Here is a 15,020-nt window from a genome sequence, read left to right on the forward strand (position 1 = left end):
GCCGTTGCGGTGGTTCAGCTCAGCACGCGCTTGGCGGCCGTCTTGTAGTGCGTGGCGTACAGCGTGAGGCCCACGAAGGTCAGGCCGCCGACGAGGTTGCCGATCACGGTGGGCAGTTCGTTCCAGATCAGGTAGTCCATGAAGGTGAACTTGCCGCCCAGCATCAGGCCGGCGGGGAACAGGAACATGTTGACGATGGAGTGCTCGAAGCCCATGTAGAAGAAGACCATCACGGGCATCCACATGCCGATGGCCTTGCCCGACACAGTGGTCGACATCATGGCCGCGACCACGCCGGTCGAGACCATCCAGTTGCACATCACGCCGCGGATGAACAGCGTGAGCATGCCGGCCGCGCCGTGCGCCGCATAGCCGACGGTGCGGCCTTCGCCGATGTGGCCGAGCTTCTCGCCGATGGCGTTGGGCGCCTCGCTGAAGCCGAAGGTGAAGATGATCGCCATGAACACCGCGACCGTGAGCGCGCCCGCGAAGTTGCCGACGAACACCAGGCTCCAGTTGCGCATCACGCCGCCCCAGGTGGCGCCGGGGCGCTTGTCGAACACGGCCAGCGGCGCCAGCGTGAACACGCCGGTGAGCAGGTCGAAGCCCAGCAGGTACAGCATGATGAAGCCGACCGGGAACAGCATCGCGCCCACCAGTGCATTGCCGGTGTTCACGGTGATGCTCACGGCGAAGGCCGCGGCCAGCGCGAGGATGGCGCCGGCCATGTACGAGCGGATCAGCGTGTCGCGCGTGGACATCAGCAGCTTGGATTCACCGGCGTCGACCATCTTGGTCACGAATTCGGCAGGGGCGAGGTAGGCCATTCGGGGTCCTTGGAGAGAGGCTGAAAAAAGAGAAGAAGAGGGTGGCGTCAGGCCAGCGCGACGAGCACGCGGCCGTCCTCGACGCGCACCGTGTGCGCGCGCACCGAGTGCTCGGGCGCCTCGATGCATTCGCCGCTGCGCAGGTCGAAGTGGTTCTTGTAGAGCGGCGACGCCACGACGATGCGCTCGCCCAGGCTGCCGACCAGCCCGCGCGACAGCACGCTGGCCTTGGCCTTGGGGTCGACGTTGTCGATGGCGAACAGCGACGACTCCTGGCCGACGCGGAAGATCGCGACATGCACGCCGTCGACCAGCGCGCACACGCCGGTGTCCGGGAGGATGTCGCCCGCGGCGCACACGGCGGTCCAGGTTTGAGTGTCAGTGGTCATGGGGTTTCCTTCGTTGTGGGTCGCTCAGGCTGCGGTGGTTTCGCGGCGCTCTTCGGGGCGGGCGGGGCGGTTCTGGCCGCGCTCCTGCACGAAGACGATGTGCTCGTCGGGCTTCTCGCTGTTCACGAAGGAGCGGAAGCGCTGGCGGGTGGCCGGGTCGGTCACGGCGGTCTTCCATTCGCACTGGTAGGTGTCGACCACGTGTTGCATCTGGGTCTCGAGTTCGGCGCCCAGGCCCAGCGTGTCCTGCAGCAGCACGCCCTTGAGGTAATCGAGGCCGCCTTCGAGGTTCTCGCGCCAGGTGCTGGTGCGCTGCAGGCGGTCGGCCGTGCGCACGTAGAACATCAGGAAGCGGTCGATCAAGCGGATGAGATCGGCCTTGCTCAGGTCGCTCGCCAGCAGCTCGGCGTGGCGCGGCTTCATGCCGCCGTTGCCGCACACATAGAGGTTCCAGCCCTTGTCGGTGGCGATGATGCCGACATCCTTGCCCTGCGCCTCGGCGCATTCGCGGGTGCAGCCCGACACGCCGAACTTGATCTTGTGCGGCGCGCGCAGGCCCTTGTAGCGGTTCTCCAGTTCCACGGCCAGGCCGACGCTGTCGTCCACGCCGTAGCGGCACCAGGTGGAGCCTACGCAGCTCTTCACCGTGCGCAGCGACTTGCCGTAGGCGTGGCCCGACTCGAAGCCGGCGGCGATGAGTTCTTCCCAGATGGACGGCAGCTGTTCCACGCGCGCACCGAACATGTCCACGCGCGCGCCGCCGGTGATCTTGGTGTACAGGCCGTACTTCTTCGCCACCTGGCCCACGGCGATCAGCCCCTCGGGCGTGACCTCGCCGCCGGGCATGCGCGGCACCACGGAGTAGGTGCCGTCCTTCTGGATGTTGCCCAGGAAGTAGTCGTTGCTGTCCTGCAGGCCGGCCAGGTCTTTCTTGAGCACGAACTCGTTCCAGCACGAGGCGAAGATGCTCGCGGCCGTGGGCTTGCAGATGTCGCAGCCCAGGCCCTTGCCGTGCTTCGTGAGCAGGTCGGCGAAGCTGCGGATCTCGCCCACGCGGATGAGGTGGTACAGCTCCTGGCGCGAGTAGGGGAAGTGCTCGCACAGGTGGTTGTTCACGGCCATGCCGCGCTTGGCCATCTCCATCTTCATGACCTGCGTGACCAGCGGCACGCAGCCGCCGCAGGTGGCGCCGGCCTGGGTGCAGGCCTTCATCTCGGCGGGCGTGCACACGCCCTGGCCCACGGCCTCGCAGATCTGGCCCTTGGTGACGCTGTTGCACGAGCAGATCTGCGCGCTGTCGGGCAGCGCATCGACGCCCAGGCCCGGCTTGGCCTTGCCGTCGCTGGACGGCAGGATCAAAAACTCGGGCTCGTCGGGCAGCGCGATGCCGTTGAGCGCCAGCTGCAGCAGCGTGCCGTACTCGGTGGCGTCGCCGACCAGCACCGCGCCCAGCAGCTGCTTGCCGTCTTCGCTCACCACGATCTTCTTGTAGACCTGCTTGCGCTCGTCGATGTACTGGTAGGCGCGCGACTTCGGCGTCTTGCCGTGCGCGTCGCCGATGCTGGCCACATCGACGCCCATCAGCTTGAGCTTGGTGCTCAGGTCGGCGCCGGTGAAGGCCGCGTCGGCCTGGCCGGCGATGTGGCGGGCGGCCACGCGCGCCATGTCGTAGCCGGGCGCGACGAGGCCGAAGGTCTGCTCGTTCCACGCCGCGCATTCGCCGATGGCATAGACGTTGCGGTCGCTGGTGCGGCAGTGGCTGTCGATCGCCACGCCGCCGCGCGGGCCCACGGCCAGCAGGCTCTGGCGTGCGAGTTCGTCGCGCGGGCGGATGCCGGCGGAGAACACGATCATGTCGGTTTCCAGGTGCGTGCCGTCGGCGAATACCATGCGGTGCCGCGCGCTCGCGCCGTCGGTGATCTCCACCGTGTTGCGGCCGGTGTGCACGTGCAGGCCCAGCGCCTCGATGCTGCCGCGCAGCGCGCGGCCGCCGCCTTCGTCCACCTGCACGGCCATGAGGCGCGGCGCGAACTCGACCACGTGCGTTTCCAGGCCCATGTCGCGCAGCGCCTTGGCGCATTCCAGGCCCAGCAGGCCGCCGCCCACCACCACGCCGCTGCGCGACCTGGCGCCGCAGGCCTTCATGGCGTCCAGGTCCTCGATGGTGCGGTAGACAAAGCAGTTCGGCCGGTCGCGGCCCGGCACGGCCGGCACGAAAGGGTTGGAGCCGGTGGCCAGCACCAGCTTGTCGTAGGCGATCACCTCGCCATCGGCCGTGGTGACGGTGTTGTTGCGCCGCTCGATGGCCACGGCCCGCGCAGCCAGGCGCAGCGTGAAGCCGCTGCGCTCGAAGAAGCCCGGCTCGACCAGCGACAGGTCGTCGGCCGTCTTGCCGGAGAAATATTCGGACAGGTGCACCCGGTCGTAGGCCGGGCGCGGCTCTTCGCACAGCACGGTGACCTGTGCGCCGGGAAGGCCGAGCGTGTGGAGTTGCTCGAGGAACTTGTGGCCGACCATGCCGTGGCCGATGACTGCGATCTTCATTGGGGGTCCTGCACGCAACCGGCCCTGGAAGGCGCCCCGCGGCCGCTGTCGAACAGACAGCGTCGTTGGGCCCCCCGCGACGGAACGGATGCGAAATGGGTTGGAGCAGACGAACCGGCGGCGGGCGGCCATCGGTGCGCTTGAACCCCGCCGTCGTTAGCGGAGGCACTGCGAACCCGCCGCAGAGGCTGGTGGGTCGCAACCCTGATCAGCAATAAGCGTGCCGCGCACTGAAATCCGTGTGGCGGGCCTCATCCGCCGGTGACGCACCGAAATCGGACCCGCGCCGGCGCGCCGCGCACGGACGTCGTGCGCCAGTGCTCGCCGCATTGGTGCGTCGGGTGGAAGGGCGGATGCGGGCGTTGGCGCCGGTGCGCGGGGCTTTTCCGTATGCTCGGGGCCTTGCAACGCAGGGCGAACGCCCTCCACGAACCCCGAAGAACTTGCCATGTGCGGCTCCGAACTCCATTCCCTCCCTGAAGGTGTCCAGCGCGTCTCCCGCGTGCTGCAGGACGCCGGACATCCCCATGCGCCCCGCATGCTCGACGACGCCTGCCGCACCGCCCAGCAGGCCGCCGACGCGCTCGGCATTTCCGTGGGGCAGATCGCCAAGAGCATCATCTTCCGCCGCAAGAGCGACGAGGCGGCGGTGCTGGTCATCACCTCGGGCGACAAGCGCGTCGACGAGAAGAAGGTCGATGCCATCGTCGGCAAGACCGGCCGCGCCGACGCCGACTTCGTGAAGGCGCGCACCGGCTTCACCATCGGCGGCGTGTCGCCGGTGGGCCATGTGACGAAGCCCGTGGTGCTGATCGACCGCGAGCTGTTCCGCTTCGAGGAGATCTGGGCCGCCGCGGGCCATCCGCATGCCGTGTTCCAGCTGCACCCGAACGATCTCGAGAAGCTCACCGGCGCGCCGGTGGCCGACGTGGTGTGAACTTCGACGAAGCGCAGGCGCTCGCCGACCGCGCCACCGCCGTGCAGCGCATGGAAGGCGAGGTGCCGTCGCCATGCTCGTCGGTGTGCCGCATGGACCGCCTGAGCGGCTTCTGCGAAGGGTGCCTGCGCACCATTCCCGAGATTGCGGGCTGGAGCAAGATGGAAGACGACACGCGCCGCCAGGTGTGGCGCGCGATCGAACTGCGCGCCCAGGCGGGCATCTGGCGCGTGCCCGAAACCACCCCCGGAGACCACGACGCATGAAGCACATCGACTTTTATCTCGACTTCATTTCGCCCTACGCGCACCTCGCGTTCGAGCACCTGCCCGAGGCGCTCGAAGGCCTGAGCGTGAGCGTGGCCTACAAGCCGGTGTTGCTGGGTGCACTGCTCAAGCACCACGGCCAGCTCGGGCCGGCCGAGATTCCGTCCAAACGCAGCTGGACCTACCGCCATGTGCTCTGGCTGGGCCACGCGCACGGCATTCCGATCGAGATGCCGGCCTCGCATCCTTACAACCCGCTGCCGCATCTGCGCCTGGCCGTGGCCACGGGCGACGACGGCCGCATCAGCCGCCTCGCAGCCGAAACCCTCTTTCGCCATGTGTGGCGCGGCGGCGAAGAGGCGGGCGACGCCACGCGGCTGGCCGCGCTCACGGCGCAGCTGCAGCCCCGGCGCGACGTGAACGGCGACGAGAACAAGGCCCTGCTCAAGCGCAACACCGACGAGGCCGTGGCGCAGGGCGTGTTCGGCGTGCCGTGCTACGTGGTCGACGGTCGCCTGTTCTGGGGCTTCGACGGCCTGGCGATGCTGCGCGCCTACCTGCAGGGCGATGCCTGGTTCGACGGTTCGCAATGGACCGGCGCCGACCAGCGCCCCTCTTTGCTGCGCAGCAGCAAGGGCTGAAACCCCGGATGAGGACAAACCCGCGCAGGGTCTTCGTTTCTTACAGGCTGAAACGAGTGGTGCGGGTTTCACCTTAAACCGTAAGCGCCCGTTCAGTTTCGCGAAAGCCTCGGGTCAGTCGCGCCTCCAAGAATGCCTCACGGTCCCGAATGCCGGGAACCGATGAACGCATACATACACACCAGGAGACGACGATGGCAGCCACGCTAGATTCAAGGGGAATGCCGCATCCGGCCCCCCGGCCCATGTCCGCGGAGGAGAAGAAGGTGATCTTCGCCTCCTCGCTCGGCACCGTGTTCGAGTGGTACGACTTCTATCTGTACGGTTCGCTCGCCGCGATCATCGCGAAGCAGTTCTTCAGCGGCCTGGATGCGGGCGCGGCCTTCATCTTCGCGCTGCTGGCGTTTGCCGCCGGCTTCCTGGTGCGTCCGTTCGGCGCCATCGTGTTCGGCCGCCTGGGCGACATGATCGGCCGCAAGTACACCTTCCTGGTGACGATCCTGATCATGGGCCTGTCGACGTTCATCGTCGGCCTCTTGCCCAGCTACGCGACCATCGGCGTCGCGGCGCCGGTGATCCTGATCGCGCTGCGCATGCTGCAGGGCCTGGCGCTCGGTGGCGAGTACGGCGGTGCTGCCACCTACGTGGCCGAGCACTCGCCGCACGGCAAGCGCGGTGCCTACACCTCGTGGATCCAGACCACGGCCACGCTCGGCCTGTTCCTGAGCCTGATCGTCATCCTGGGCGTGCGTGAAGGCCTGGGCGAAGCGGTGTTCAACGACTGGGGCTGGCGCGTTCCGTTCCTGGTCTCCATCCTGCTGCTGGCCATCTCGGTGTGGATCCGCCTGACGCTGTCGGAGTCGCCGGCTTTCCAGAAGATGAAGGCCGAGGGCAAGACCTCGAAGGCACCGCTGGCCGAATCCTTCGGCCAGTGGAAGAACCTGAAGATCGTGATCCTGGCGCTGATCGGCCTGACGGCCGGCCAGGCCGTGGTCTGGTACTCGGGCCAGTTCTATGCGCTGTTCTTCCTGACGGCCCAGCTGAAGGTCGATGCAACCACGGCCAACCTGATGATCGCCGCCGCGCTGCTGCTCGGTACGCCCTTCTTCGTGATCTTCGGAACGCTGTCCGACAAGATCGGCCGCAAGCCGATCATCATGGCCGGCTGCCTGCTGGCCGTGGTCACGTACTTCCCGGTCTTCAAGATGCTGACCGAAGCCGCCAACCCCGACCTGGCCCGTGCCCAGGCCACGGCCGGCGTCACCGTGACGGCCGATCCGAAGACCTGCTCTTTCCAGGGCAACCCGGTGGCCCGCGAGATCGACTTCAGGAGCTCGTGCGACATCGCCAAGCGCTACCTCGTGCAGAACTCGGTGAGCTACGAGAACGTGGCCGGCGCGCCCGGCTCTGCCGCCGTCGTGAAGATCGGCGACAAGACCGTCGAGGCGCCCACCGGCGTGGTCGCGAACTCCAAGTTCGACGAGAACAGCGTCAAGGCCATTGCCGCGTTCAAGAAGGGCGTGGCCGAAGACCTGAAGATCGCCGGTTACCCGGCCAAGGCCGACCCCACCAAGATCAACAAGGTGCTGACCATCCTGCTGCTGTTCTGGCTGGTGCTGCTGGTGACCATGGTCTACGGCCCGATCGCCGCGATGCTGGTCGAGATGTTCCCCACGCGCATCCGCTATACCTCGATGAGCCTGCCGTACCACATCGGCAACGGCTGGTTCGGCGGCCTGCTGCCGACCACTGCCTTCGCCATCGTGGCCTCGACCGGCAACATGTACAACGGCCTGTGGTACCCGATCATCATCGCGGGCATCACGCTGGTGATCGGCACGCTGTTCATCCGCGAGACCAAGGACGTGGACATCTACGCCAACGACTGATCTGCAATGCAACTGGAGGGCGCGCAGCGGCCGCCCTCCGTTCAACAAAGAGGCTTCATGCCCGCGGCATGAGGCCTTTTTCTTGAACGTGCTTCATCCCCCTTTTCACCTTCTCAGGAGACAGTCCCCATGTGGAAAATCGTTGTCGGCTTCGTCATCTTCGCCGCCATTGCCCTGTATGTGATTTCGATGGGCGGCGACAAGATCGACATGTCCGGCGAAAAGCACGGCGGCGACACGACGCACGCCCCCGCACCGGCGGCCACGCCGGCGCCCGGCGCGTCGGCACCGGCGGCCGCGGCTTCCGCCGCGAAGTAACGCCACCGGGGGCGCGTCAGCGCTTGAAGCGCCCCTCGCTGATGATCGCGAGGTCCGCAAAGTCGATGCCGCTGTGGTCCTGCGGCGAGTAGCTCACCTCGAGCCCGCCGCCCAGGTCGTAGCCCTTGAGGTTTTCGAGCGCCGCCAGCACCTTGGCGCGCGTGGGCTTGGGACCCGCGCGGCGCAATGCCTCCACCAGCACCTTGGCCGAGGCGAAGCCTTCGAGCGCGGCCGGCGAGAGCTCGGCCTGGCCCTTGGCGCGGGCCAGCGTCAGTGCTTCCTTCACCATGGGCTGGCCCATCGAGCGCTCGCTGGGGAACACCTGCGTCACGATCACGCCGCGGCTGGCGTCGCCCAGCTGCTTGATGAAGCCCGACGACGCGTTGTTCGACAGCGTGACCACCTGCGCCGCCGAGCCCGCGGCGCGCAGCGCCTTGATGCCGTCGACCACCGCGGTGCCCGATCCGATCCACACCACCGCCTGCGCGTCGGCATTCTTGATGGCCGGCACGATGGTCTTGTAGTCGGGCTTCTCGCGGTCGGCCGGAATGGTCGCGATCGGCTGGGCCTTGCCCTTGCTGAAGCCGTTCATCGCGCCCTGCAGCGCGTCGGCGCCGAACGAATCGGTCACGTGGACCACGGCGATGCGCGTCAGGCCGATGGTCAGCAGGTGCTGCACCGCCTTCTCGGCCTCGCGCTGGTACGTGGCGCGCACGTTGAACACGTGCCTCTGCAGCGGCTTGTGCAGCACCATCGCGCCGGTCGACGGGCCGATGAGCGCCACCTCGTTCTTGTCCAGGTACGGAATGATGGCCTGCGAGTGCGGCGTGCCGCGGCTCATGAAGAGCGCGAGCACCTTCTTGTCTTCGATGAGCGCGCGTGCGTTCTCGCTCGCGCGCTTGACGTCGAAGGCGTCGTCCATGCGGATCACCTCGATCTTCTCGCCGTGGATGCCGCCCTGGGCGTTGGCCGCATCGATCACCAGTTGCGCGCCGCCGATGGTCTCGTTCACGCTCGCGGCCACCGAGCCGGTCATGCCGGCGGTCTGGCCGATCACGATCTGGGCCGAGGCGCCCATGGCGCACAGCGCCAGCAGGGCGGCCACGCCGAGCGCGTGCCGTGAACCTGCCACTTTCTTCTTCGTCATGAAAGCCTTTCGGAGCCTTCGGGAGGCTCGTCAAACAATTGTGAAAACAAATGTCGCATTTGTTTCATAAAGTGTCTTGAGGCGAATCCGGACAAACCCCTGCGCGGGCGCCGCCCATGCGCCGGGGTGGGCCGGAGCGTCACGATGCTCTCCCTAGAATGTTTGCCCCACCCCTCAAGGCACTCATGACACAGGGCTCCATCCGGATTCGCGGCGCGCGCCAGCACAACCTCCAGAACCTCGACCTCGACATCCGCACCGGCGAGATGACCGTGGTCACCGGGCCGAGCGGCTCGGGCAAGTCGAGCCTGGTGTTCGACACCCTCTACGCCGAAGGCCAGCGCCGCTACGTGGAGACCTTCTCCGCTTACGCGCGCCAGTTCCTGGACCGCATGGACAAGCCCGCCGTCGACAAGGTGGAGGGCGTGCCGCCCGCCATCGCCATCGACCAGACCAACCCGGTGCGCTCCTCGCGCTCCACGGTCGGCACGATGACCGAGCTGAACGACCACCTGAAGCTGCTCTATGCGCGCGCGGCCCAGCTGTTCGACCGCGAGACCGCGCTGCCGGTGCGCCACGACTCGCCCGACAGCATCTACGCGCAGATCGCCGAGCGCGCGGCGGCGGCGGGCGACCCGCGCATCGTCATCACCTTCCCGGTCGAACTGCCCGCGGGCACGTCGGCGGACGAAGTGACGCAGTGGCTGTCGGCCAGCGGCTTCACGCGCGTGCAGGCCGAGCGCGAGGTGGCCACGCCCACCGGTCCGCGCAAGGTGCTCGATGTGGTGGCCGATCGCTTCCGCATTTCGAGCGCCGAGCGAGCGCGCGTGGTGGAGGCCATCGAGGTGGCGCTCAAGCGCGGTAGCGGGCGCGTCACCGTGCATGCGACCGGTGCCGAGGGGCCCGCCGCCGGGCCGCCCCAAGGCGGGCCAGCCCCCTCGGGGGGCAGCGAACCACACGAAGTGGGGAGCGTGGGGGCAACGTCTGCCCCGACCGACGTCTGGAAGTTCTCCACCGGCCTGCATTGCCCCGAAAGCGACATCCGCTACGCCGACCCCATCCCGTCGATGTTCTCGTTCAACTCGGCCGTGGGCGCCTGCGACACCTGCCGCGGCTTCGGCCGCGTGATCGGCGTCGACCTGGGGCTCGTGATTCCGAACGACAAGCTCACGCTGCGCGCTGGCGCGATCAAGACCATCCAGACACCCGCGTGGAAAGAGGCGCAGGACGACCTCATGCGCCACGCCGAAGCGGCCGGCATTCCGCGCGACACGCCCTGGAACAAGCTCACCGACGAGCAGAAGCACTGGGTGATCGAGGGCACGCCCAACTACAAGGAAGGCAACTGGAACAAGCAGTGGTACGGCGTGCGCCGCTTTTTCGGCTACCTGGAGAGCAAGGCCTACAAGATGCACATCCGCGTGCTCTTGTCGAAGTACCGCAGCTACACGCCGTGCCCCGTCTGCAGCGGCGCGCGCCTGAAGCTCGATCCGCTGCTGTGGCGCATGGGCAGCAAGGACGACGCCGATGCCGTGCTCGAACCCGCCAAGCGCTTCCTGCCGACCGGCGTGAAGTGGACGCGCGCGCAGCTCGAAGCATTGCCCGGCCTGTGCCTGCACGACCTGATGCTGTTGCCCATCGAGCGGCTGCGCAGGTTCTTCGACCGCGTGGAGCACCACGGCAACGGCAGCCCCGCGAGCGAAGGCGAGGCGCAGGCGCTGAAGCTGCTGTTCGAGGAAATCACCACGCGCCTGCGCTACCTGCACGACGTGGGTATCGGCTACCTCACGCTCGACCGCCAGAGCCGCACGCTCTCGGGTGGCGAGGTGCAGCGCATCAACCTCACGACGGCGCTGGGCACCTCGCTGGTCAACACGCTGTTCGTGCTCGACGAGCCCAGCATCGGCCTGCACCCGCGCGACATGAACCGCATCACCGAGGCCATGCTGCGCCTGCGCGATGCCGGCAACACGCTGGTGGTGGTCGAGCACGACCCGGCCGTCATGCTCGCCGCCGACCGCGTGATCGACATGGGCCCGGGCCCCGGCGTGCGCGGCGGACAGATCGTGTTCGACGGCGGCACCGACCAGCTGCGCGACGCCGACACGCTCACCGGCCAGTACCTGGGCGGGCGCAAGAAGATCGGCATGGGCTTCAAGCGGCTCGTGAGCGAGAACACGCACCGGCTCATCCTCGAAGGCGTGCGCGAGCACAACCTGAAGAACATCACGGTCGACTTTCCGCTCGCGCGCCTCGTGTGCGTGACCGGCGTGAGTGGCTCGGGCAAGTCGACGCTGATCCAGGACGTGCTGGCACCCGCACTCATGCGCCACTTCGGCAAGGCCACCGAAACGCCGGGCGCGCACGACCGCATGCTCGGCGCCGATCACCTGGGCGATGTGGTGTTCGTCGACCAGTCGCCCATCGGCAAGACCGCGCGCTCCAACCCCGCCAGCTACGTGGGCGCGTGGGACGCCATCCGCGAAATCTTCGCCACCGCGGCGCTGTCGCGCCAGCGCGGCTACACCGCGAGCAAGTTCAGCTTCAACTCCGGCGACGGGCGCTGCCCGACCTGCGGCGGCTCGGGCTTCGAGCACGTCGAGATGCAGTTCCTGTCGGACGTGTACCTGCGCTGCCCCGACTGCGACGGCAAGCGCTACCGCCCCGAGATTCTCGAAGTGAAGATCGAGCGCAAGGGCCGTGGCTACAACGTGGCCGACATCCTGGAGCTCACCGTGGCGGAGGCCGCGGCGCTGTTCGACACCGACCGCGACGTGCTGCGCGTGCTGCAGCCCATCGTCGACGTGGGCCTGGACTACGTGAAGCTCGGCCAGCCCGTGCCCACGCTCTCGGGCGGCGAGGCGCAGCGCCTGAAGCTCGCGGGCTTCCTGGCCGAGGCCGCCAAGGGCGCGACCGCGAGCCGCCAGATGGTGGCGCGCAAGGGCACGCTGTTCCTGTTCGACGAGCCGACCACCGGCCTGCACTTCGACGACATCGCGCGCCTCATGCGCGCGCTGCGCAAGCTGCTCGACGCGGGCCATTCGCTCATCGTCATCGAGCACAACCTGGACGTGATCCGCGCCAGCGACTGGCTCATCGACCTCGGCCCCGAAGGCGGCGAAGGGGGCGGCCAGGTGGTGGCCGAGGGCACGCCCGAGCAGCTGCGCGAGAACCGCGCCTCGCTCACCGGCGCGGCGCTGGCCGACTACGAACTCGCCATCGGCCCCGGTGCCTACAAGGTGGCCGAGCGCGCCGCGCGGCGCTACATCGCCAACGCGAAGACGGCGCCCGGCAGCCACGCCATCGAGATCGTCAACGCGCGCGAACACAACCTGAAGAACCTCAGCGTGGACATTCCACGCGGCAAGTTCAGCGTGGTGACAGGCGTGAGCGGCTCGGGCAAGTCGACGCTCGCGTTCGACATTCTTTTCAACGAGGGCCAGCGCCGCTACCTCGAATCGCTCAACGCCTATGCGCGCAGCATCGTGCAGCCCGCGGGCCGTCCCGAGGTCGATGCGGTGTACGGCATCCCGCCGACCGTGGCCATCGAGCAGCGCCTCTCGCGCGGCGGCCGCAAGAGCACGGTGGGCACCACCACCGAGGTCTGGCACTTCCTGCGCCTGCTGTATGTGAAGCTGGGCATCCAGCACTGCGTGCACGACGGTGCGGCCGTGCAGCCGCAGACGCCCGACAGCATCGCCGCGCAGCTGATGCGCAACTTCAAGGGCCAGCACATTGGCCTGCTTGCGCCGCTGGTGAGCAACCGCAAGGGCGTGTACACCGAACTGGCCGACTGGGCGCGCCCGCGCGGCTTCACGCACCTGCGCGTGGACGGCGACTTCCTGCCGACCACGGGCTTCCCGCGCATCGACCGGTTCAAGGAACACAGCATCGAACTGCCCGTGGCCAGCCTCGACGTGCTGCCCTCGCAGGAGAACGAACTGCGCGCGGCACTCACCAGGGCGCTGGAGCATGGCAAGGGCGTGGTGCATGTGCTGAGCGAACTCGATGGCCTGCGCGCCGCGATGGCGGCGGGCGTGTCGGCCGCCGGCATCGGCCGTGTGCACGTGTTCTCCACGCTGCGCGCCTGCCCGGTGTGCAGCACCAGCTATGCCGAGCTCGACCCGCGCCTGTTCAGCTACAACAGCAAGCACGGCTGGTGCCCCGACTGCGTGGGCACGGGCGTGAAGCTCAGCAAGGACCAGCGCAAGGTCTTCGACGATTCGATCCGCGACGACGACAACAAGGGCCGCGAGCAGACCTTCGCCGAGCCCGAGGTGGAAGACCTCGCCGACGTGGCCTGCCCGACCTGCGAAGGCACGCGCCTGAACGCCACCGCGCGCGCCGTGGGCTTCGGCACCGCCGCCGACGGCTCGGGCGGCATTGGCATCACGCAGCTCGCGCGCATGAGCGTGACCGAGGTGCGCCAGTGGTTCGAAGGGCTGGTGCTCAACGGCCGCGAAGCCGAGATCGCACGCGACCTCGTGCCCGAGATCAAGAGCCGCCTCGAATTCCTGGAGGAGGTGGGCCTGGGCTACCTCACGCTCGACCGTGGCGCGCCCACGCTCTCGGGCGGCGAGGCGCAGCGCATCCGCCTGGCGGCGCAGCTGGGCAGCAACCTGCAGGGCGTGTGCTACGTGCTCGACGAGCCGACCATCGGCCTGCATGCGCGCGACAACCAGATCCTGCTGAACGCGCTGCACAAGCTCGGCGAGAAGGGCAACACGCTGGTGGTGGTGGAGCACGACGAAGACACCATCCGCCGCGCCGACCACATCATCGACATCGGCCCCAGCGCCGGCAAGCGCGGCGGCCGCCTCGTGGCCGAGGGCACGGTGGCCGACATCGAGAAGGCGAGCGACTCGCAGACCGGCCGCTACCTGCGCGACGCCATCAAGCACCCGCTGCAGGCGCGCCGCCTGATTCCCTCGCCCGATCCGAAGGCGGAAGACAGCGGCAACTGGCTCACCGTGCACGGCGCCGACCTGCACAACCTGCAGGACGTGACGGCCACGCTGCCGCTGCACCGTCTCGTGGTGGTCACCGGCGTCAGCGGCTCGGGCAAGTCCACGCTCGCGCGCGACGTGCTGCTGGCCAGCGTGCAGGGCATCGTCGTGCAGCGCATGACCAAGGCCGGCCGCGACGCCGATGCCGCGGGCAAGCGCCCGGCCTGGATCGGCTGCCGCGGCGTCGACGGCTACGAGGTCATCGACCGCGTGCTCGAGGTCGACCAGACGCCCATCGGCAAGACGCCGCGCAGCTGCCCGGCGACCTACATCGGCTTCTGGGACACCATCCGCAAGCTCTTTGCCGACACGCTCGAAGCCAAGGCGCGCGGCTACGGTCCGGCGCGCTTCAGCTTCAACACCGGCGAAGGCCGCTGCCCGGGCTGCGACGGCGCGGGCGTGCGCACCATCGAGATGAGCTTCCTGCCCGACGTGAAGGTGCCCTGCGAGGTCTGCCATGGGGCGCGCTTCAACCCCGAGACGCTGGCCGTGAGCTGGCGCGGCAAGAGCATCGGCGACGTGCTGAAGATGGAGATCGACGAGGCCGTCGAGTTCTTCGCCAGCATGCCCAACATCGCGCATCCGCTGCAGCTGCTGAAGGACGTGGGCCTGGGCTACCTCACGCTGGGGCAGCCGTCGCCCACGCTGTCGGGCGGCGAGGCGCAGCGCATCAAGCTGGTGACCGAACTGAGCAAGGTGCGCGACGACATCACGCGCCGCGGCCAGAAGGCGCCGCACACGCTGTACGTGCTCGACGAGCCGACCGTGGGCCTGCACATGGCCGACGTCGAGAAGCTGATCCACGTGCTGCACCGGCTGGTGAACGGCGGCCACAGCGTGGTGGTGATCGAGCACGACCTCGACCTGATCGCCGAGGCCGACTGGATCCTCGACCTCGGGCCCGAGGGCGGCAACGCCGGCGGGCGCATCGTGGCGGCGGCGCCGCCGGAGGAGGTGGTGCGATTGGGTACCCACACTGGCGTCGCGCTGAAGGCCGTGTTGGCACGTTGACGCGCGCAGGCGCACAATGGCTCGAACCCTTGGCGCAGGCGCATC

The 15,020-nt window shown here is 68.2% G+C and carries 10 protein-coding genes; 6 read left to right on the forward strand and 4 right to left on the reverse strand.

All coding sequences use genetic code 11. The annotated features are described in order from the left end of the window. Positions 1-14 precede the first annotated feature (14 nt). Genes ASD34_RS11595 through nirB form a run of 3 tightly spaced genes read right to left on the reverse strand, consistent with a single transcriptional unit; the run spans position 15 to position 3,760 of the window. A complete protein-coding gene (locus tag ASD34_RS11595; protein WP_056577394.1) occupies positions 15-827 on the reverse strand; it encodes a formate/nitrite transporter family protein in 813 nt (270 codons plus the stop codon). Positions 828-874: 47 nt separating this feature from the next. Further along, entirely contained in the window at positions 875-1,216 is a 342-nt protein-coding gene (nirD, locus tag ASD34_RS11600; RefSeq protein ID WP_056577399.1) for a nitrite reductase small subunit NirD, read from the reverse strand. A 24-nt stretch (positions 1,217-1,240) separates the two neighbouring features. Further along, the gene (gene nirB, locus ASD34_RS11605) at positions 1,241-3,760 is read right to left on the reverse strand and encodes a nitrite reductase large subunit NirB (protein WP_056577402.1); all 2,520 of its coding nucleotides are present in this window, start codon (positions 3,758-3,760) and stop codon (positions 1,241-1,243) included. Between the two features lie 448 nt (positions 3,761-4,208). Here nirB and ASD34_RS11610 point away from each other — a divergent pair, with 448 nt between their 5' ends. The 5 genes from ASD34_RS11610 (at position 4,209) to ASD34_RS11630 (ending at position 7,811) form a co-directional block, all read left to right on the forward strand. Next, positions 4,209-4,697, forward strand: a complete 489-nt coding sequence (locus tag ASD34_RS11610) for a YbaK/EbsC family protein (RefSeq protein ID WP_056577405.1) — start codon at positions 4,209-4,211, stop codon at positions 4,695-4,697. Beyond that, complete coding sequence (locus ASD34_RS11615; protein WP_082548585.1) at positions 4,694-4,963, forward strand: DUF1289 domain-containing protein; 270 nt, start codon at positions 4,694-4,696, stop codon at positions 4,961-4,963. The genes ASD34_RS11610 and ASD34_RS11615 overlap by 4 nt, the downstream gene beginning before the upstream one ends. Beyond that, positions 4,960-5,604, forward strand: a complete 645-nt coding sequence (locus tag ASD34_RS11620) for a 2-hydroxychromene-2-carboxylate isomerase (protein ID WP_056577407.1) — start codon at positions 4,960-4,962, stop codon at positions 5,602-5,604. The genes ASD34_RS11615 and ASD34_RS11620 overlap by 4 nt, the downstream gene beginning before the upstream one ends. A gap of 194 nt (positions 5,605-5,798) precedes the next feature. Next, entirely contained in the window at positions 5,799-7,493 is a 1,695-nt protein-coding gene (locus ASD34_RS11625) for an MFS transporter (RefSeq protein ID WP_056577410.1), read from the forward strand. 129 nt (positions 7,494-7,622) lie between these two features. Beyond that, entirely contained in the window at positions 7,623-7,811 is a 189-nt protein-coding gene (locus ASD34_RS11630; protein WP_056577413.1) for a hypothetical protein, read from the forward strand. A gap of 16 nt (positions 7,812-7,827) precedes the next feature. Here the strand turns inward: ASD34_RS11630 and ASD34_RS11635 are convergent, their stop codons facing one another. Next, positions 7,828-8,958, reverse strand: coding sequence for an ABC transporter substrate-binding protein (locus ASD34_RS11635; RefSeq protein ID WP_056577416.1), 1,131 nt, complete (start codon positions 8,956-8,958; stop codon positions 7,828-7,830). A gap of 185 nt (positions 8,959-9,143) precedes the next feature. On the opposite strand from ASD34_RS11635, the gene uvrA reads away from it, so the two are divergent. Further along, positions 9,144-14,975 carry an excinuclease ABC subunit UvrA gene (gene uvrA, locus ASD34_RS11640; RefSeq protein WP_056577419.1) on the forward strand — a complete coding sequence of 1,944 codons (5,832 nt, stop codon included), beginning with the start codon at positions 9,144-9,146 and terminating at the stop codon, positions 14,973-14,975. Positions 14,976-15,020: the final 45 nt, after the last annotated feature.

The organism is Variovorax sp. Root473 (assembly GCF_001426505.1).
Classification (GTDB): Bacteria; Pseudomonadota; Gammaproteobacteria; order Burkholderiales; family Burkholderiaceae_C; genus Variovorax.

Excerpts from the sequence above, each read along its gene's own strand:
- ASD34_RS11595 (WP_056577394.1), bottom strand. The coding sequence starts at position 827 with ATGGCCTACCTCGCCCCTGCCGAATTCGTGACCAAGATGGTCGACGCC.
- nirD (WP_056577399.1), bottom strand. The coding sequence starts at position 1,216 with ATGACCACTGACACTCAAACCTGGACCGCCGTGTGCGCCGCGGGCGAC.
- nirB (WP_056577402.1), bottom strand. The coding sequence starts at position 3,760 with ATGAAGATCGCAGTCATCGGCCACGGCATGGTCGGCCACAAGTTCCTC.
- ASD34_RS11610 (WP_056577405.1), top strand. The coding sequence starts at position 4,209 with ATGTGCGGCTCCGAACTCCATTCCCTCCCTGAAGGTGTCCAGCGCGTC.
- ASD34_RS11620 (WP_056577407.1), top strand. The coding sequence starts at position 4,960 with ATGAAGCACATCGACTTTTATCTCGACTTCATTTCGCCCTACGCGCAC.
- ASD34_RS11625 (WP_056577410.1), top strand. The coding sequence starts at position 5,799 with ATGGCAGCCACGCTAGATTCAAGGGGAATGCCGCATCCGGCCCCCCGG.
- ASD34_RS11630 (WP_056577413.1), top strand. The coding sequence starts at position 7,623 with ATGTGGAAAATCGTTGTCGGCTTCGTCATCTTCGCCGCCATTGCCCTG.
- ASD34_RS11635 (WP_056577416.1), bottom strand. The coding sequence starts at position 8,958 with ATGACGAAGAAGAAAGTGGCAGGTTCACGGCACGCGCTCGGCGTGGCC.
- uvrA (WP_056577419.1), top strand. The coding sequence starts at position 9,144 with ATGACACAGGGCTCCATCCGGATTCGCGGCGCGCGCCAGCACAACCTC.